The organism is Pseudomonas sp. 30_B (assembly GCF_017491605.1).
Classification (GTDB): Bacteria; Pseudomonadota; Gammaproteobacteria; order Pseudomonadales; family Pseudomonadaceae; genus Pseudomonas.
Genome location: NZ_JAFGYY010000006.1, coordinates 13,453 through 31,315, shown reverse-complemented (window position 1 = coordinate 31,315; position 17,863 = coordinate 13,453). Strand labels below are relative to the sequence as shown.

Sequence of the window (17,863 nt, the reverse complement as noted above, 5' to 3'; positions counted from 1 at the left end):
CAAGGTCGAAAAATCGCCCGGCCGGTTGCCTTCTTACTACCAAAGTCCAGCGCTTTTCCCGTTGTTTGAAAGCAAGACACCGGCGCGAGGCCGGTGTCTGGTGGATCGACGGTCGTCTTAGAACCTATTCAAAATCTGCTGCGCGTCGGCATAACTGCGTTAAAAACAGGCTCGGAAGCCGCTTGCGGCTAACGCACTTCAGTGCGGCCCCGAAGGGGCGAGCGGAGCGAGTCATGCTCATTTACAGCCCGTAAACTCCGCTTCCTCGCCTGTTTGATTCGCTGGCGCTCACCCTTCGGGCCAGCCTTCGGCTGTTACTCCCGTTGGTCGTTGCGCCTTGTTCTGCTCTAGCTCGCGAGATTCTGAACAGGCTCTTAGTCGACGGCCTTGACCATGTCTTCGATGACCTTCTTGGCGTCGCCGAAGACCATCATGGTCTTGTCCAGGTAGAACAGTTCGTTGTCCAGGCCGGCGTAGCCGCTGGCCATCGAGCGCTTGTTGACGATCACGGTCTTGGCCTTGTAGGCCTCGAGGATCGGCATGCCGGCGATCGGCGACTTCGGATCGTTCTTCGCGGCCGGGTTCACCACGTCGTTGGCGCCCAGTACCAGCACCACGTCGGTCTGGCCGAACTCGGAGTTGATGTCCTCCATCTCGAACACCTGCTCGTACGGCACTTCGGCCTCGGCCAGCAGGACGTTCATGTGGCCCGGCATACGGCCGGCAACCGGGTGGATGGCGAACTTCACGGTGACGCCGCGATGGGTCAGCTTCTCCGCCAGTTCCATCAGCGCGTGCTGGGCACGGGCCACCGCCAGGCCGTAGCCGGGGACGATGATCACGCTGTCGGCGTTGGTCAGCAGGAAGGAGGCGTCGTCGGACGAGCCGGACTTCACCGGGCGGGCTTCCTTGGCACCGGCCGGACCGCCAGCGTCCGCTTCGGCGCCGAAGCCACCGAGGATGACGTTGAAGAACGAGCGGTTCATCGCCTTGCACATGATGTACGAGAGGATCGCACCCGAGGAGCCCACCAGGGAGCCGGCGATGATCAGCATCGAGTTGTTCAGCGAGAAGCCGATACCTGCCGCGGCCCAGCCGGAGTAGGAGTTCAGCATCGAGACAACCACCGGCATGTCCGCACCGCCGATCGGGATGATGATCAGCACGCCGAGCACGAAGGCCAGGGCCAGCATCACCACGAAGGCAGTCAGGTTGCCGGTGAACATGAACAGCAGGCCCAGGCCCAGGGTGGTCAGGCCCAGCACCAGGTTCAGCATGTGCTGGCCGGAGAACTGTACCGGAGCACCCTGGAACAGGCGGAACTTGTACTTGCCCGACAGCTTGCCGAAGGCGATCACCGAACCGGAGAAGGTGATGGCACCGATGGCTGCGCCGAGGAACAGCTCCAGGCGGTTACCGGCCGGGATGGTGTCGCCGAGGTTCTGCACGATGCCCAGGGACTGCGGCTCGACCACGGCGGCGATGGCGATGAACACGGCGGCCAGGCCGATCATGCTGTGCATGAAGGCGACCAGTTCCGGCATCTTGGTCATCTCGACGCGCTTGGCCATGATCGAACCGGCGGTGCCGCCGATCAGCAGGCCGACGACCACGTAGACGATGCCGGTGGTGGCGATCTCGGTGCTGATCTTGAACACCAGGGCCACGGTGGTGACCACCGCGATGGCCATGCCGATCATGCCGAACAGGTTGCCGCGGCGCGAGGTGGTCGGGTGCGACAGGCCTTTCAGGGCCTGGATGAAGCAGACCGAGGCGATGAGGTAGAGGAGGGTGACGAGGTTCATGCTCATGTCAGTGCTTCTCCGCCTTCGGCGCTTTCTTCTTGAACATTTCCAGCATGCGGCGGGTGACCAGGAAGCCACCGAACACATTCACTGCAGCCAGGGCCACGGCCAGGGTGCCCATGGCCTTGCCCAGCGGGGTGACGGTCAGGGCGGCAGCCAGCATGGCGCCGACGATCACGATTGCGGAAATGGCGTTGGTCACTGCCATCAGCGGGGTGTGCAGGGCAGGGGTTACGTTCCAGACCACGTGGTAGCCGACATAGATGGCCAGCACGAAGATGATCAGGTTGTAGATGCCGTGGGAGATCAGCATGTCTTCCATAGTTCTCACCGTCTTGAGGCCGGGCCCGGAGCCCGGCGCGTTCTTATATAAGAAGGGCGATCGCTCGTTAGCCGTTCTTGCGCACGATCTGGCCGTCGCGGCACATCAGGCACGCGGCGACGATGTCGTCTTCCAGGTTCACCGTGAAGCCTTCGGCGGTCAGGGTGAGCTTGAGGAAGTCGAGCAGGTTGCGTGCATAGAGTGCGGAGGCGTCCGCCGGTACCAGCGCGGCCAGGTTGCTCAGGCCGACGATGGTCACGCCGTGCTTGATCACCACCTTGTCGGCTTCGGTCAGCGGGCAGTTGCCACCCTGGGATGCGGCGAGGTCGATGACCACCGAGCCGGGCTTCATTTCCGCGACGGTCGCTTCGTGCAGCAGGGTCGGTGCCTTGCGGCCCGGGATCAGCGCGGTGGTGATGACGATGTCCGACTGCTTGGCGCGCTCGTGCACGGCCTTGGCCTGGCGCTCCATCCACGAGGCCGGCATCGGACGGGCGTAACCGCCAACGCCTTCGGCGCACTCGCGCTCTTCATCGGTCTCGTAGGGCACGTCGACGAACTTGGCACCCAGGGACTCGATCTGCTCCTTCACCGCCGGGCGTACGTCCGACGCCTCGATCACCGCACCCAGGCGCTTGGCCGTGGCGATGGCCTGCAGCCCGGCAACGCCGGCGCCGAGGATCAGCACGCGGGCGGCCTTCACGGTGCCGGCGGCGGTCATCAGCATGGGCATGAAGCGCGGGTAGTGGTTGGCAGCGAGCATCACGGCCTTGTAGCCGGCGATGTTGGCCTGGGAGGAGAGCACGTCCAGGCTCTGCGCGCGGGAAGTACGCGGCGCGGCCTCGAGGGCGAAGGCGGTGACGCCGCGTTCGGCCATGCGAGCGATGTTCTCGTTGTTGAACGGGTTGAGCATGCCGATCAGCACGGTACCCGGCTTCATCTGCGCCAGCTCGCTTTCGCTGGGCGCGACGACCTTCAGGACCAGTTCCGCGCCGAAGGCATCGGCGGCAGAGCCGATCTTCGCGCCAACGGCCTCAAAGGCGGCATCCGGCTGGCTGGCGTTGACGCCCGCACCGCTCTGAATGACGACCTGATGGCCCTGCCCGATCAGTTTCTTGACCGTCTCCGGCGTTGCTGCGACCCGCGTCTCACCGGCTTGGGTCTCGAGGGGTACACCGATCTGCACTTGCAAATCTCCTGCGTGATCCTGGGATTGTCCGGGCTACTACATTGGCGACCCGGGTTATCGAACTGGCAACGGTCTTCTTGTTATCGAGTGGCCGGGCTTTGTGACCCGGTGGCCGCGGCATTCTGCAATCTAACCTGGAAGGCTTCAAGGAGTTCTGGAGTGGTACGAAGCGATAACTACAAGTCACGTTTCGACCTGTAGTTTTCCGGTCTTCACCGAAGCCGCGCGGGCCTTGGTGCCTAGCCTAATTGCCTATTGTGACCGGACGGAAATGTCATCCTCGCCGTGAATGACCACCCATCAGAGGCTCCCCTACCCGCCGAAAGGCCCATTAATCCTGCAACAGGCTCAGGCATAGGTGTTAATTAATGTTTCTAATATGGAGTATGAGTCATTACTGATATCTGACTTCCTGTAGCAGATTTTTTACATTGACTACGGGGTCAGAAAATCGCTCTGAAGGCTTCAATTCCGCGCATCGCGCCGGATCAGAGCCTGAGGGAGAGGTTTAGCAGAAAGTTCGCGGTTGTCTTGCCGGGGCGGGAGTGACACGAAAAAAACAACGGCCACCGTGATCGGGTGGCCGCCGGGGGTGAGACATGGTGTCGCGGGGGATCAGTTGTTCGCGCTGATCACGCTGGGCAACTGGGCCGCCAGCTTGTCGTTGTGCAGCGGAGCGCGGATGAAGCCGTGCTGGGTGTTGTCCGGGCCGATGATGACCAGGTTGCCGCTGTGGTCGACGGTGTAGTTGGGCTTGCTGGTGTCCGCCGGGATGTAGGGGATGCTCATGGCGTTGGCCAGTTTCTGCACGTTTTCTTCCGAGCCGGTGATGCCCTTGAAGCCGGCGTTGAAGAAGCCGAGGTATTCCTTGATGCGCGGCGCGGTATCGCGGTGCGGGTCGACGCTGACGAACACCACCTGCAGGTTCTTTTGCGCCTCCGGTGGCAGCTTGGTCTGCAGTTCGCGCAGTTGCGCCAGGGTGGTGGGGCAGACGTCGGGGCAGAAGGTGTAGCCGAAGAACAGCAGGGACCACTTGTCCTTCAGGCTGGCGGTCTGGAACGGCTGGCCGTCCTGGTCGGTGAAGGTGAGATCGGGGACGCTGCGAGTCTGCGGCAGGATCACGATGCCGGCATCGAGCAGCACGGTCGGGTCGAGCTGGTGACGCTGGGTGAGCACCTTGTGGATGGTGAGGCCGAGGATCAGGGCGACGATGGCGACGAGGATGAAGACGGTCTTGTTGACTCGGGACATGGGGTTCTCGTGGGTCTGAAGAACGGTCGGAAGCGCGTGTATCGGCGTACAACCGTTCGCGGTTGTACGCCGATACACCAAGCCTTCTCTCCAGCTCCGGGGGCAAGCCCGGAACGTGATGAAACCAAGGCTAAACGGCGTATAACGCGGAGCGTTATACGCCCTACGGCGGCGGTTACAGCGTCACGTGCAGCGGCAGGTAATGGTCCACCAGCAGCGCGATGAACAGCAGGAACAGGTAGGCGATAGAGTACTTGAAGGTCTTGATCGCCGCATGGGGCCGGCTGCCGCAGTAGAGCGCCCAGGCCCAGTCGAGGAAGCGCGCGCCCAGGGCCAGCGCGGCGAGCAGGTAGACCAGCCCGGCCATGTGGATGGCGAAGGGCATCAGGGTCACAGCGAACAGCACCAGGGTGTAGAGCAGGATGTGCAGCTTGGTGTAGTGCTCGCCGTGGGTCACCGGCAGCATCGGGATGTCGGCCTTGGCGTACTCGTCCTTGCGGTGCAGGCACAGCGCCCAGAAGTGCGGCGGCGTCCAGGCGAAGATGATCAGAACCAGCAGCAGCGGTTCGGCCGAGACCTGTCCGGTTACCGCGACCCAGCCCAGCAGCGGCGGGGCGGCGCCGGCGAGGCCGCCGATGACGATGTTCTGCGGCGTGGCGCGCTTGAGAAAGCCCGTGTAGAGCGCCGCGTAGCCCAGCAGCGACGCCAGGGTCAGCCAGGCGGTGAGGGCGTTGGTGAACACCAGCAGCACCGCCATCCCGGCCACCGACAGCAGCATGGCGAAGCCCAGCGCGATGGGCGGCGAGACGCGCCCTTCGGCCAGCGGCCGCTTGTGGGTGCGCGCCATGATCGAGTCGATGCGCCGGTCCACCACGTGGTTCACCGCCGCCGCGCCGCCGGCGCACAGGCCGATGCCGAGGTTGCCGAATACCAGCACCTGCCAGGACACGCCGGCCTTGGTGGCGAGCAGCATGCCGATCAGCGAGGTGATCAGCATGAGCAGCACCACCTTGGGCTTGGTCAGTTCGAGCAGGTCGCGCCAGCTGGCGTGGCTGGAAGTGCTGATAACGCTGGCCATGGTCGTTTCTCCGTCTGGTGGATCGGGACCGGCACACCGTGGCGCCGGCCTTCCATCGTGCTCAACCGTGCAATGTCATCCCTGCGAGGGATAAGCCACTGGGCGCTCCAGGGCGTCCAGGGTGATCGGGCTGCTGGCGGGCAGCTCGACGCGTTTCGTCGCCGGTGCGCGCACCCGGTAGTTCACCAGCACCAGCATCAGCAGCAGGAAGGCGCCGCCGCCGTTGTGGGTCACCGCCACCGGCAGCGGCAGGTGCAGCAGCACGTTGCTGATGCCCAGGCCGATCTGGATCGACAGACCCAGCAGCATCAGCGCGGTGATGCCGATCAGGCCGTGGCGCTGGAGGTTCCAGGCCAGCAGCAGGATCACCGCCGTGACGCACAGCGCGCCCATGCGGTGGGTCATGTGGATCGCCGTGCGGGCGTCGCTGTCGAGCTGGCCGCCCAGGTAATTCGGGCCGATGTGCTGGGTGAGGTGGAAGCCATTGGCGAAGTCCATGTCCGGCCACCATTGGCCGTGGCACATCGGCAGGTCGACGCAGGCCACTGCCGCGTAGTTGCTGCTGACCCAGCCGCCGAGGGCGATCTGCCCGATCACCAGCAGCAGGGCGAAGGCGGCCAGCGCACGCAGACGCGAGGGCAGTTGCAGCGGGGCGAAGGCGCCGGACAGGCGCAGGCTGAGCAGGAACAGCAGCGACAGGGTGGTGAAGCCGCCCAGCAGGTGCGCGGTGACTACCTGCGGCCAGAGCTTGAGGGTGACCGTCCACATGCCGAACGCGGCCTGGGCGATCACCACGCCGAGCAGCAGCAGCGGCAGGCGCAGCGGCTGGCCGTCACGGCCGCGACGGACCAGCGCATGAATCGCCAGGCCGAGGATCAGCAGGCCGAGGCTGCCGGCGAAATAGCGGTGGATCATCTCGTTCCAGCCCTTCTGCGCCTCCACCGGGGCATCGGGGAAGCGCATCTCGGCATGGGCCAGTTGCGCTTCGCTGGTCGGCACGTGGACGAAGCCGTAGCAGCCGGGCCAGTCCGGGCAGCCGAGGCCCGCGTGGGTCAGGCGGGTGTAAGCGCCCAGCAGGATGACCACGAAGGCCAGCGCCGTCGCCAGGACGGCGACGTAGAAGGCGGGTTTGCGTGTTGCCTGGATCATGCGTCGCTCCCGATCTTGTTGTTGTCGTGGGGCTGGCGATGTCTTAACCGATGTTGGAAAGCTTCAGCAGCAATTGCAGATCCTTGAGGATCGACTTGCCGTCGACGCCGGCGTCGTAGCGCAGCACCAGGTTGCCGTGGGGGTCGACGATCCACAGCTGCGGCTTGGCGCCGGTGTGCTCGGTCGGCGTCAGGCCCAGGCGCTGCAGGCGCGGATAGTCCTTGTCGAGCAGGCCGGTGAAGTCGGCCGGCAGCGGCCTGGCGAAGGCGAGCACATGCTCGGCGCGGCTGGCCTCGCGGCCCAGGCCGATGTTGATCTGCCGGGCGAGGTAGACCAGCTGCTGGCAATCGCTGGCGCAGGCCTCCGGCGCGGTGACCAGCAGTTGCCAGCGCTCGCTTGCCTTGTCGGCCTGTACGCCGAGGTCGGCGGGGGTCTGCCCGGTGGCGATCAGGTCGCCGTGGTAGCTGCGGCCTTCCGGCACCCAGAACTGCAGCTTGTACATGGCAGTGGCGAGGATCATCGGGCCGAGGGTCACGCAGAGGATCAGGATCAGCTGCAGACGGCCACGGCGGCGGGCGGGTTGCTCATTCAGGGTCATGCTGGCGGTCATTTTCGAGAATCTCCCGTGCGCGACGGATGCCGAGGTAGAGGTAGAGGCCGGTCAGTGCGAACGCCAGGGCGAACCACTGCACGGCGTAGCCGACGTGGCGCTCCGGGGGCATGGCGACGATCGGCCAGTCGGTGTCGAGGGCGGCGTCGCCCGGCTCCAGGCGGATTTCCTGCGGCAGCCCCTGGCGGCCGAGCTGGTCCCACAGGAACGGGGCGTCCACCTGGGTGACCAGGCGCGGCCAGCCGGCCACCGGAGCGGATGGCGAGGCGGGCGGCGGTAGGTAGGTCCAGGCGTCCAGCAGCAGGTCACGGCTGGGCGTTTCGATCGGTGGCGGAACGCGGCGGTCGGGCCAGGCGACCCAGCCGCGGTTGACCAGCAGCCACTGCCGGCCGGCGCGGTCATGGAAGGGTTGCAGCACCTCGACGCCGGCGCGGCCGTCGCGGGTGCGGTTGTCCAGCAGGACGGTATGTTCGGCGTCGAACTGGCCCTGCAGGCGCACCCGCACATAGCTGCGCGGTGGTTGGCGTTCGAGTTCGGCGACGGAGATCGGGTCCTGCTGGCGCTGGGTTTCGGCGGCGGCGAGCAGGGTGCGTTTTTCGGCGGCGCGGGAGAGTTGCCAGCAGCCCAGGCCGATCAGCACCGGCAGCAGCGCGAGCACTACCAGCGTCGGCGCAAGGCCGGGCCGGAAGGCGCGGGCCTGATGGCTCGCGCGGTGCTGGGTAACGTGCTGGCTATACTGCAAGACATCCCCCTCAACCCCAGTCCCCTGCGGACAGGAGGCCGGTAGTGCTCAAAGCTGCGATCGTTCTGTTGTTGCTGGCGACCGTCGTCAGTCTGTTCAGTGGCCTGTTCTTTCTGGTCAAGGACGAGGGGCACGGTTCGCGCGTGGTCAATGCCCTGACCGTTCGCGTCATCCTCGCCGCCCTGACCATCGCCCTCATCGCCTGGGGCTTCTTCAGCGGTCAACTGAGCAGCCCCGCTCCCTGGCATTTCTGATTCAGGCTTTTGCTTCAACAAGAAGGCGGCGCGGGTGGTGGCCCGCGCCGCCTCGTTTCACAGCACGTAAACGAAGGTGAACAGCCCGACCCACACCACGTCGACGAAGTGCCAGTACCAGCTCGCCGCCTCGAAGCCGAAGTGGTGATCGGCATCGAAGTGCCCGCGGATGATGCGGATCAGCATGATGCTCAGCATGATCGCGCCGATGGTCACGTGGGCGCCGTGGAAGCCGGTGAGCATGAAGAAGGTCGCGCCGTAGATGCCCGAGCCCAGAGTCAGGCCCAGTTCGGTATAGGCCTCGTGGTACTCGTAGGCCTGCAGCACCAGGAAGCAGGCCCCCAGCGCCACGGTCAGCGCCAACCACAGCTTCAGCGGACCGCGATGGTTCTTCTTCAGCGCGTGGTGGGCGAAGGTCACGGTGAAGCTGGAGCTGACCAGCAGCAGGGTGTTGATCAGCGGCAGCTTCCACGGATCGATCACTTCCTTGGGCGGCGGGAACAGCTTGTTGTCCGGGTTGCTCAGCTGCGGCCAGCCGGTCTCGAACTGCGGCCAGAGCATGTGCGAAATGCCGTGGTGACCCTCGCCACCCAGCCATGGGTTGACGAAGTGGCGCACGTAGAACAGCGCACCGAAGAAGGCGGCGAAGAACATCACCTCCGAGAAGATGAACCAGCTCATGCCCCAGCGGAACGAGCGGTCCATCTGCGGGCTGTACAGGCCGCCGCGGCTTTCGCGGATGACGTTGCCGAACCAGCCGAACAGCATGTACGCCAGGATCAACCCGCCGGCGAAGAAGATCCATGGGCCGTGGGACTGCGCCTTGCCGGCGCTCATGTCGTTCATCCAGGTGCCGACGCCAAACATCGTCACCAGCATGCCGATGGTGGCGATGATCGGCCACTTGCTCTGCGCGGGGACGTAATAGGGATCGTGGGTTGTCATTGTTGTTGTTCTCCTTTTCCGTTCAGCGCGTGTTACTGGCCACGGGCGGCTTGCGGGAAGTGATGTCGAACAGCGTGTAAGCAAGGGTCAGGTGACGCACATCCTTGGGCAGGTCGCGGTCGACGATGAAGCGCACCGGCATCTCGATGCGCTCACCCGGCTGCAGCACCTGCTGGGTAAAGCAGAAGCATTCGGTCTTGTGGAAATAGGTGGCCGCCACCGAGGGCGCGATGCTCGGGATCGCCTGGGCGGTCATCGGCTTGTCGGTGGGGTTGCGGGCGACGAACAGCATCTGGTTCACCGCGCCCGGATGCACCACCAATTGGTCCGACTCGGGACGGAATTCCCAGACCATGTCGATGTTGTTGTTGGCGACGAACTGGATCTTCACCTCGCGCGACTGATCGACCACCTGGCCGTCGCCCTGGTAGGCGCTGCCGGAGGTCTTGCCGTTGATCCCCAGTGCCTTGCACATCACGTCGTACAGCGGCACTAGGGCGAAGCCGAAGGCGAACATGGCGACCACGGCAATGACCAGCCGGGTCACCAGCTTGCGCGTTTCGATGTTGCCGTCGCTCATCTCGTCGTTCTCCTTTCGCAGGGGCGGGCTCCGTGCGTGCCGGGAGCCGATCGCGGACGGAGTCCGCTCCTACGCAAGACCCGTCACTTCACCTCGGGCGGGGTGCTGAAGGTGTGGTACGGCGCCGGCGAGGGAATGGTCCACTCCAGGCCTTCGGCGCCATCCCACGGCTTGGCCGGGGCCGGCTTGCCGCCCTTGATGCACTTGATGACGATGAACAGGAACAGCAACTGTGTGGTGCCGAACATGAAGGCGCCGATGGACGAGACCATGTTGAAGTCGGCGAACTGCAGGTTGTAGTCCGGAATCCGCCGCGGCATCCCCGCCAGACCCACGAAGTGCATCGGGAAGAACGCCATGTTCATGCCGATGAAGCTCATCCAGAAGTGCAGCTTGGCGAGGCTCTCGTCGTACATGTGCCCGGTCCACTTGGGAATCCAGTAGTACACCGAGGCGAAGATGCCGAAGATCGCGCCGGGCACCAGCACGTAGTGGAAGTGCGCCACCACGAAGTAGGTGTCCTGGTACTGGAAGTCCGCCGGGGCGATGGCCAGCATCAGGCCGGAGAAGCCGCCGATGGTGAATAGGATGACGAAGGCCACGGCGAACAGCATCGGCGCCTCGAAGGTCAGCGAGCCCTGCCACATGGTCGACGCCCAGTTGAACACCTTCACCCCGGTGGGCACGGCGATCAGCATGGTCGCGTACATGAAGAACAGCTCGCCCACCAGCGGGATGCCGACCACGAACATGTGGTGTGCCCAGACGATGAAGGAGAGGAAGGCGATCGACGCGGTGGCGTAGACCATCGAGGTGTAGCCGAACAGCGGCTTGCGGCTGAAGGCGGGGATGATCGAGCTGACGGCGCCGAACGCCGGCAGGATCATGATGTACACCTCGGGGTGGCCGAAGAACCAGAACACGTGCTGGAACAGCACCGGGTCGCCGCCGCCGGCCGCGCTGAAGAAGCTGGTGCCGAAGTGGATGTCCATCAGCATCATGGTCACGCAACCGGCCAGCACCGGCATCACCGCGATCAGCAGGAACGCGGTGATCAGCCAGGTCCAGACGAACAGCGGCATCTTCATCAGGGTCATGCCCGGTGCGCGCAGGTTGAGGATGGTGGCGATCACGTTGATCGCGCCCATGATCGAACTCATGCCCATCAGGTGGATGGCGAAGATGAAGAAGGTCACGCTGTGCGGGGCGAAGGTCGTCGACAACGGCGCATAGAAGGTCCAGCCGAAGTTCGGGCCGCCGCCCGGCATGAACAGGGTGCTGACCAGCAGGCCGAAGGCCGCCGGCAGCAGCCAGAAGCTGAAGTTGTTCATGCGTGGCAGGGCCATGTCCGGTGCGCCGATCATCAGCGGCACCATCCAGTTGGCCAGGCCGACGAAGGCCGGCATCACCGCACCGAAGACCATCACCAGGCCGTGCATGGTGGTCATCTGGTTGAAGAACGCCGGCTCGACGATCTGCAGGCCCGGCTGGAACAGTTCGGCGCGGATCACCATGGCGAACGAGCCGCCGAGCAGGAAGGCGCAGAAGGCGAACCACAGGTACAGGGTCCCGATGTCCTTGTGGTTGGTGGTCAGGACCCAGCGCATCAGGCCCTTGGCGGGGCCGTGGTGGTGGTCGCCGGCGTGAGAATGGTCGGGGTGATCGATCACAGCACTCATCGCGGCCTCCTTATTTTTGCTTCTGCTTGTAGGCGACCACGTCTTGCGGGGTCACCATGTCGCCGTCGTTGTTGCCCCAGCTGTTGCGCTCGTAGGTGATCACCGCGGCGATGTCCACTTCCGAGAGCTGCTTGCCGAAGGCCGCCATGGCCGTGCCCTGGACGCCATTGAACACGGTTTCCAGGTGGTGCTCCTTGGGGCCGGTGACGATCTTCGAACCCTTGAGCGCCGGGAACATCGGCGGCATGCCCTGGCCCTCAGGCTGGTGACAGGCGGCGCAGATGGTGTGATAGACCTTGTCGCCACGGGCGATCAGCTCGTCCTTCGTCCACTCCTTGCTGGTCAGCTCCTTGAGCTTGGCGGCTTCTTCCTTGCGCTCGGCCAGCCACTTGTCGAAGTCCGGCTTGGATTTCACGTCCACCACGATAGGCATGAAGCCGTGGTCCTTGCCGCACAGCTCGGCGCACTGGCCGCGGTAGATACCGGGCTGGTCGATCTTGGTCCAGGCCTCGTTGACGAAGCCGGGGATGGCGTCGCGCTTCACCGCGAAGGCCGGCACCCACCAGGAGTGGATCACGTCGCTGGAGGTGACCAGGAAGCGCACCTTGACCCCGGCCGGCAGCACCAGCGGGTTGTCCACCTCCAGGAGGTAGTGCTCGTCCTTGTCGGCCTTGTTGTGAATCTGATCCTGGGACGTGGCGAGGTTGGAGAAGAACTCCACGTCCTGGCCCAGGTACTTGTACTGCCACTTCCACTGGTAACCGGTCACCTGCACGTCCAGCTCGGGTTCCGAGGTGTCGTACATATGGATCAGGGTCTTGGTGGCCGGGACGGCCATCACCACCAGGATCAGGAAGGGAATGACGGTCCAGAGGATTTCCACCGTGGTGCTTTCGTGGAAATGCGCGGGCTGCTGCCCGGTGGACCGACGGTGGACGATCATCGACCAGAACATCGCACCGAAGACGATGATGCCGATGACCACGCAGATCCAGAAGATGGTCATGTGCAAGTCGAAGACGTTACGGCTGACTTCCGTCGCTCCGGGGGCCATGTTGACCGTCCAGGCGGCGTTTGCCTGACTGAAAGCCAAGAGCAAAAGGAAGCCCATCCAGACTCGTGGATGTCGCAGCATTCGGGTTCCCCTTATCGTTGTTTTTATCCCGCCGGCATTGCGCTCTTACGGCAAACCCCCATTCCAGAGGGATTACGCGCCTGAACTCGCCAACGGCCAAGGGAGGGACCGCCAAGACAACTTACTTTGACCGTCTTACCTCGGCAGCACGCAGGGCAGGCCGGGTCCATCAGGTTTTTTCGTGTGTCGAGTCGGAGTATAGACAGGGGCCGCGACATAACAACGCAGAGTAAAAAACCTTTTCTAAAGACCGAAGAGTGATCTCAAAGCCACGGCCGGCGCGGCTTTGGAGTACCATGATGGCGGGGTGATATACCAGGACGGCATAAACACTTCCCGATTATGACAATCGCGTCTTAGCTGCAGCCGGACGCCGGCTAAGGTCTTTCTTCATTTTCCAAACCCCGCTGTCTTGGAGTTGTCATGAATACCGCTGCACTGCGTGACCTGATCCAGAACGCCCATCTTCTCGAGTCCCGCCATGGCCACCTGGCCCGCCTGATCCAGTCCCAGCTCGAAGGGCTGCATCCGAGCATCGTCCTGGCCGGAGAAGACCCCAGCGGCACCCTTACCCGCTTCGCCCATGCCTATATCGAACAGGTGCCGGACTTCCTCGATGCCGCCGCCAGCGTGGCGCGCGAGGCCGGGATAGAAGAGCGCATCAAGCCGGTACTGAAGCTGGCCGAGCAGTTCTTCCTCACCCCGCCAGCGCTGCTCGACGGCCACGATGGCCTCGACGCCCTGCTGGACGAGGCCTACCTCGCCCATCGTCTGGTGGAAGAGGTGAACGACCGCTACATCGCCCACTTCAACCAGGCGCTGATCCCGCTGGACACCACGGTGGCCAACCTGGTGGCGCACCAGTTGATCGGCGAGCCCTTCGCCAACCAGTTGGATGAGGCGGTGCACCACGCGGTGGACGGCATGCTCGATGAAGCCACCTTCGCCTCGGATGCGGCACAGGGCTACCGTGCGCGCCTGAACGACCCGCAGGTGGTGACGGCGTGGCAACAGTGGCCGTGCCTGTCCCGCCAGTTCGGTGTGGAACTGCGCCTGCGCTAGAGCGGCGACGGCGGGAACAGGGAAAGGAACCCCGAGTTGGCCGGGGTTGGAGCGGGGGAGCGGTGCGCCTCTTGTGGCGCACGCCCCCGAAGTGCCTGAGCCGGAGCGGCTGCGCAGCCAGCCGCTCCGCAGGCGCCGTCAGCGCGGCAGGTAGCGCGCGCGCGGCGTGGCCATGGGGATCGGGCCTTCGCCATCGATCGGGCGGAAGCGACCTTCCTCGGCGTCGTAGCCTTTGATCTCGCTGGTCTCGATGTCGTACACCCAGCCATGGATGAACAGCTGGCCGCTGGCCAGGCGCGCGGCCACGGATGGATGGGTCTTCAGGTGGTCGAGCTGGGCCACCACGTTCTCTTCGGTGACGATGCCCAGGTGTTCCTCGGTCGCGCAGCCGCAGGTTTGCGCCACCACGGTGCGGGCGACTTCGGCGTGGCGCAGCCAGGCCTTCACCGTCGGCATGCTTTCCAGGGTCTGCGGGGCCAGTACCGCCTTCATCGCGCCGCAATCGGAGTGGCCGCAGACGATGATGTGCTGCACGCCCAGCGCCATGACCGCGAACTCGATGGCGGTCGACACGCCGCCGTTCATCTGGCCATAGGGCGGCACCACGTTGCCGACGTTGCGGGTGACGAACAGGTCGCCCGGCGAACTCTGGGTGATCAGCTCCGGGACGATGCGCGAATCGGCGCAGGTAATGAACATCGCGCGCGGATTCTGCGCATGGGCCAGCCTCTTGAAGAGCTCTTCCTGCTGCGGGAACACTTCCTGGCGGAAGTGTTGGAAGCCATCGACGATTCGCCGCAGCGCCTCGTCCGCGCTTTCGTGGGCCTGCCCTTCACCGTGCGTTTTATCGTTCATGTATGAGCCTCGAAGAATGACGACGAATTTTTCCCATGCTTGCCGACGACCTGCCGTAGGCGAAAAGACACAACCTGACGGAAAAATCCTCTGAGATAGTTGCCTGAAGTCTGTCGGATTCCCGGGGAGCAAAGCGTAAAGCAAAACCCTGCCAGCACTTCGTGACGGATTTTTGCACGATGCTACATCCAGGCTCATGCAACGGGGAGTCAGAACAGGCTCATCTGGCTGTGGGGGGGCGCGAAGGCCGTGCAATCCAGGCTGTCGCTGCCGCGACGTTCCAGTCCCAGGCGGCGCAGGGCGACGTCGAAGCGCTGGGCCAGCAGTTGGGCGAACGGCCCCTCGCCACGGAAGCGATGGCCGAAGCGACTGTCGTAGATGTCCCCGCCGCGCACCTGGCGGATCAGGCTCATCACATGGTTGGCGCGCTGCGGGTAGTGCGCCGCCAGCCATTCCTCGAACAGCGGCCCGACCTCGCGCGGCAGGCGCAGCAGAATGTAGTTGGCACTCTGCGCGCCGGCATCATGGGCCGCTTCCAGCAGGGCTTCCAGCTCGTGGTCGTTGATCATCGGGATCATCGGCGCGCACAGCACGCCCACCGGAATGCCCTGTCCGCGCAGCACGCGTATCGCCCGCAGGCGCGCGGACGGCGCGGCGGCGCGGGGTTCGAGGATGCGTTTGAGCTCATCGTCCAGGGTGGTCAGGCTGATCAACACCCGGACCAGGTTCCGTTCCGCCAACTCGCTGAGCAGATCGAGGTCGCGCAGGATCAGCGAGCCCTTGGTGACGATGGTCAGCGGATGGCGGAAGCGCAGCAGCACCTCGAGGATCTGCCGGGTCAACCGCTGCTGGCGCTCGATGGGCTGGTAGGGGTCGGTATTGGCGCCCAGGTTGATCGGCGCGCAGACGTAGCCCGGCTTGCTCAGCTCCTGCTCCAGCACGGCGGCGGCGTTGGTCTTGGCGATCAGCTTCGTTTCGAAGTCCAGCCCCGGCGAGAGGTCCCAGTAGGCGTGGCTGGGACGGGCATAGCAGTAGATGCAGCCGTGTTCGCAGCCCCGGTAGGGGTTGATCGAGCGGTCGAAGGGCAGGTCCGGCGACTGGTTGCGGGAGATCACCGTTTTCGCCAGCTCGTTGCGGATTTCGGTCACCTGGGGCTTGGGGACCTCATCGAACCAATCGTTATCCACAGGCACCGAGGTGGTCGGGGCGAAGCGGTTGTGCGGATTGCTGGCAGTGCCACGGCCGCGGGGTGGGAGCGTGGTGGTCATGTGGGAAAGCTCTGAATGAATGCTGTATATAAATACAGTAATCCACGAAGTTTTCCACAGCCAGCACGAACTGCCGGATGGTCGCATTGGCACCCGTAGGGCGTATAACGCTCCGCGTTATACGCCGATTGATCCTGGTTCCAGTGCACTCCGAGGTGGATCACGAAGCAAGCGATGGGGCCAGTGAAACGGCGTACAACCGCGAACGGTTGTACGCCCTACAGGGAACGGATTACAGCACCTGCGCGAACACCCAGTACAACCCTGCCGCCAGCCCGATGGCCGCCGGTAGGGTGAGCACCCAGGCCAGCAGCATGTTGCGGATGGTCGGCCACTGCAGGCCGCTGCCGTTGGCGGACATGGTGCCCGCCACGCCGGAGGACAGCACGTGGGTGGTCGACACCGGCAGGCCGAAGCCGTCGGCGGCGCCGATGGTGAGCATCGCCACCAGCTGCGCGGCAGCGCCCTGGGCATAGGTCAGCGGGGTCTTGCCGATGCCTTCGCCCACGGTGGTGACGATGCGCCGCCAACCCACCAGGGTGCCCAGGCCCAGCGCCAGGGCGACCGCCACCTTCACCCATACGGGGATGAAGCGGATGGTCTTCTCGCCCTCGGTGCGCAGCGCCTGCAGGGTGCTCCAGGTTTCCAGATCGATGTTCTGTTCGCCCTGGTCGAGTAGGCGGATGGTTTCCAGGCTCAGGTACAGGTCGTTGCGCAGGGCCTGCACCTCGTCGCCGGGAACCTTGGCCATCTCACCGTGCCGCTCCAGGCGCGTGGCGACATCGCCGATGACGACGCCCAGGGACGGCAGCAGGTCCGGCCCGACGCGCGGGGCCTGCTGATAGGCCAGCAGCACCTGGCGCGGGTCGCCGCTGACCGCGCCGCCGCCGGCATGTTGCAGCTGCGCCTGGCTGGCCTGGGCCAGGCCCAGCAGCTGGCGGGTCTGCTCGGGGCTGTGGGCGCGATCCACCGCGAACGCCAGCGGAACGGTGGCGATCAGGATCAGCATGATCAGCCCGATGCCCTTCTGCCCGTCGTTCGAGCCGTGGGCGAAGGAGACCCCGGTGCAGGTGACGATCAGCAGCCCGCGAATCCATCCGGGCGGCGGTGTACGCCCTTCGGGCGAGTGGAACAGCGCCCGATTGCGGATGCTCGCACTCATCGCCCGCAGCAGCACGAAGGCGCTGACGAAGCCGACCAGCGGCGACAACAGCAGCGCGTAACCCACCGTCAGCAGCTGCGACCAGGCGCTGCCGGACAGCCCCAGGTGCCCGGACATCGCGCCGTGGGCCAGGCCGATGCCGACGATGGAGCCGATCAGCGTGTGCGACGAGGACACCGGCAGCCCCAGCCACCAGGTGCCGAGGTTCCACAGGATGGAGGCGATCAGCAGGGCGAAGATCATCGCAAGGCCTGCGTTGCTTTCCACCTTCAACAGCAGGTCCAGCGGCAGCAGCGAGACGATGGCGAACGCCACCGCGCCGCTGGAGAACAGCACGCCGAGGAAATTCCATAGCCCCGACCAGGCCACCGCGAAGCGCGGCGGCAGGGCGTTGGTGTAGATCACCGTGGCCACGGCGTTGGCGGTGTCGTGGAAGCCGTTGATGAATTCGAAGCCCAGCGCCACCAGCAGGGCGACGACCAGGATCAGCATCGGCCAGCCCGGTTGCAGCGACGTGCCGCTGGCGCGGATGTCCTGTTCGAGGCTGACGAAGGTGAACAGCAGGGCACCGGCCAGCAACAGGAAGAAGCTCAGGCGTCCCTTGAAGCCATGGGTTTCGCGAAGTACGGGGCTGATCGGGAACTGGGTCAGGCGCGAGGCGCGCATCACTTCCAGCAGGCCAAAACGGTCAAGCACGGCAGTGGCGCTCCCTCCGGGAGGTGAATGGGATGTGGGTCACGGCGGACTCCTTGTGACGATGCGCTACAGACTAGCCGC

The 17,863-nt window shown here is 64.7% G+C and carries 17 protein-coding genes; 2 read left to right on the top strand and 15 right to left on the bottom strand.

What is annotated here, in order from left to right; translation table 11 throughout:
- Positions 1–374: 374 nt before the first annotated feature.
- The 8 genes from J5M67_RS08075 to J5M67_RS08040 all read right to left on the bottom strand — a co-directional run bounded on the left by J5M67_RS08075 (position 375) and on the right by J5M67_RS08040 (position 8,146).
- The gene (locus J5M67_RS08075) at positions 375–1,811 is read right to left on the bottom strand and encodes an NAD(P)(+) transhydrogenase (Re/Si-specific) subunit beta (protein ID WP_207884784.1); all 1,437 of its coding nucleotides are present in this window, start codon (positions 1,809–1,811) and stop codon (positions 375–377) included.
- Position 1,812: 1 nt separating this feature from the next.
- Positions 1,813–2,127 (bottom strand): NAD(P) transhydrogenase subunit alpha, encoded by a 315-nt coding sequence (locus J5M67_RS08070; protein WP_015474896.1) that lies wholly within the window; start codon positions 2,125–2,127, stop codon positions 1,813–1,815.
- A gap of 67 nt (positions 2,128–2,194) precedes the next feature.
- Entirely contained in the window at positions 2,195–3,313 is a 1,119-nt protein-coding gene (locus J5M67_RS08065; RefSeq protein WP_207884783.1) for a Re/Si-specific NAD(P)(+) transhydrogenase subunit alpha, read from the bottom strand.
- 618 nt (positions 3,314–3,931) lie between these two features.
- A complete protein-coding gene (locus J5M67_RS08060) occupies positions 3,932–4,567 on the bottom strand; it encodes an SCO family protein (protein ID WP_207884782.1) in 636 nt (211 codons plus the stop codon).
- A 175-nt stretch (positions 4,568–4,742) separates the two neighbouring features.
- Positions 4,743–5,645: a heme o synthase gene (gene cyoE / locus J5M67_RS08055; RefSeq protein ID WP_207884781.1), complete on the bottom strand. Its 903-nt coding sequence runs from the start codon at positions 5,643–5,645 to the stop codon at positions 4,743–4,745.
- Positions 5,646–5,720: 75 nt separating this feature from the next.
- Complete coding sequence (locus tag J5M67_RS08050) at positions 5,721–6,794, bottom strand: heme A synthase (RefSeq protein WP_207884780.1); 1,074 nt, start codon at positions 6,792–6,794, stop codon at positions 5,721–5,723.
- Positions 6,795–6,837: 43 nt separating this feature from the next.
- On the bottom strand, positions 6,838–7,404 hold the full coding sequence (locus tag J5M67_RS08045; protein ID WP_207884779.1) for a hypothetical protein: 567 nt from the start codon (positions 7,402–7,404) through the stop codon (positions 6,838–6,840).
- Complete coding sequence (locus J5M67_RS08040) at positions 7,379–8,146, bottom strand: SURF1 family protein (protein WP_207884778.1); 768 nt, start codon at positions 8,144–8,146, stop codon at positions 7,379–7,381. The genes J5M67_RS08045 and J5M67_RS08040 overlap by 26 nt, the downstream gene beginning before the upstream one ends.
- A 44-nt stretch (positions 8,147–8,190) precedes the next feature.
- Here J5M67_RS08040 and J5M67_RS08035 point away from each other — a divergent pair, with 44 nt between their 5' ends.
- Complete coding sequence (locus J5M67_RS08035) at positions 8,191–8,400, top strand: twin transmembrane helix small protein (protein WP_207884777.1); 210 nt, start codon at positions 8,191–8,193, stop codon at positions 8,398–8,400.
- A 57-nt stretch (positions 8,401–8,457) separates the two neighbouring features.
- On the opposite strand, the gene J5M67_RS08030 is transcribed toward J5M67_RS08035, so the two are convergent.
- The 4 genes from J5M67_RS08030 to coxB all read right to left on the bottom strand — a co-directional run bounded on the left by J5M67_RS08030 (position 8,458) and on the right by coxB (position 12,739).
- Positions 8,458–9,345, bottom strand: coding sequence for a cytochrome c oxidase subunit 3 (locus J5M67_RS08030; RefSeq protein ID WP_207884776.1), 888 nt, complete (start codon positions 9,343–9,345; stop codon positions 8,458–8,460).
- Positions 9,346–9,367: 22 nt separating this feature from the next.
- Positions 9,368–9,925 carry a cytochrome c oxidase assembly protein gene (locus J5M67_RS08025; protein WP_207884775.1) on the bottom strand — a complete coding sequence of 186 codons (558 nt, stop codon included), beginning with the start codon at positions 9,923–9,925 and terminating at the stop codon, positions 9,368–9,370.
- An 83-nt stretch (positions 9,926–10,008) separates the two neighbouring features.
- Positions 10,009–11,604 (bottom strand): cytochrome c oxidase subunit I, encoded by a 1,596-nt coding sequence (ctaD, locus tag J5M67_RS08020; RefSeq protein ID WP_207884774.1) that lies wholly within the window; start codon positions 11,602–11,604, stop codon positions 10,009–10,011.
- 10 nt (positions 11,605–11,614) lie between these two features.
- A complete protein-coding gene (gene coxB, locus J5M67_RS08015; protein WP_207884773.1) occupies positions 11,615–12,739 on the bottom strand; it encodes a cytochrome c oxidase subunit II in 1,125 nt (374 codons plus the stop codon).
- 423 nt (positions 12,740–13,162) lie between these two features.
- On the opposite strand from coxB, the gene J5M67_RS08010 reads away from it, so the two are divergent.
- The gene (locus J5M67_RS08010; RefSeq protein ID WP_207884772.1) at positions 13,163–13,801 is read left to right on the top strand and encodes a hypothetical protein; all 639 of its coding nucleotides are present in this window, start codon (positions 13,163–13,165) and stop codon (positions 13,799–13,801) included.
- 138 nt (positions 13,802–13,939) lie between these two features.
- Here J5M67_RS08010 and J5M67_RS08005 read toward each other — a convergent pair whose 3' ends face one another.
- The 3 genes from J5M67_RS08005 to J5M67_RS07995 form a co-directional block, all read right to left on the bottom strand.
- Positions 13,940–14,656, bottom strand: coding sequence for a carbonic anhydrase (locus J5M67_RS08005; protein ID WP_207884771.1), 717 nt, complete (start codon positions 14,654–14,656; stop codon positions 13,940–13,942).
- Positions 14,657–14,865: 209 nt separating this feature from the next.
- A complete protein-coding gene (locus tag J5M67_RS08000) occupies positions 14,866–15,924 on the bottom strand; it encodes a PA0069 family radical SAM protein (RefSeq protein ID WP_207884770.1) in 1,059 nt (352 codons plus the stop codon).
- 232 nt (positions 15,925–16,156) lie between these two features.
- Complete coding sequence (locus tag J5M67_RS07995; RefSeq protein WP_207884769.1) at positions 16,157–17,782, bottom strand: inorganic phosphate transporter; 1,626 nt, start codon at positions 17,780–17,782, stop codon at positions 16,157–16,159.
- Positions 17,783–17,863: the final 81 nt, after the last annotated feature.

Excerpts from the sequence above, each read along its gene's own strand:
- J5M67_RS08025 (WP_207884775.1), bottom strand. The coding sequence starts at position 9,925 with ATGAGCGACGGCAACATCGAAACGCGCAAGCTGGTGACCCGGCTGGTC.
- J5M67_RS08005 (WP_207884771.1), bottom strand. The coding sequence starts at position 14,656 with ATGAACGATAAAACGCACGGTGAAGGGCAGGCCCACGAAAGCGCGGAC.
- J5M67_RS08060 (WP_207884782.1), bottom strand. The coding sequence starts at position 4,567 with ATGTCCCGAGTCAACAAGACCGTCTTCATCCTCGTCGCCATCGTCGCC.
- J5M67_RS08045 (WP_207884779.1), bottom strand. The coding sequence starts at position 7,404 with ATGACCGCCAGCATGACCCTGAATGAGCAACCCGCCCGCCGCCGTGGC.
- ctaD (WP_207884774.1), bottom strand. The coding sequence starts at position 11,604 with ATGAGTGCTGTGATCGATCACCCCGACCATTCTCACGCCGGCGACCAC.
- J5M67_RS08070 (WP_015474896.1), bottom strand. The coding sequence starts at position 2,127 with ATGGAAGACATGCTGATCTCCCACGGCATCTACAACCTGATCATCTTC.
- J5M67_RS08000 (WP_207884770.1), bottom strand. The coding sequence starts at position 15,924 with ATGACCACCACGCTCCCACCCCGCGGCCGTGGCACTGCCAGCAATCCG.
- J5M67_RS08050 (WP_207884780.1), bottom strand. The coding sequence starts at position 6,794 with ATGATCCAGGCAACACGCAAACCCGCCTTCTACGTCGCCGTCCTGGCG.
- J5M67_RS08075 (WP_207884784.1), bottom strand. The coding sequence starts at position 1,811 with ATGAGCATGAACCTCGTCACCCTCCTCTACCTCATCGCCTCGGTCTGC.
- J5M67_RS08010 (WP_207884772.1), top strand. The coding sequence starts at position 13,163 with ATGAATACCGCTGCACTGCGTGACCTGATCCAGAACGCCCATCTTCTC.
- cyoE (WP_207884781.1), bottom strand. The coding sequence starts at position 5,645 with ATGGCCAGCGTTATCAGCACTTCCAGCCACGCCAGCTGGCGCGACCTG.
- coxB (WP_207884773.1), bottom strand. The coding sequence starts at position 12,739 with ATGCTGCGACATCCACGAGTCTGGATGGGCTTCCTTTTGCTCTTGGCT.
- J5M67_RS08030 (WP_207884776.1), bottom strand. The coding sequence starts at position 9,345 with ATGACAACCCACGATCCCTATTACGTCCCCGCGCAGAGCAAGTGGCCG.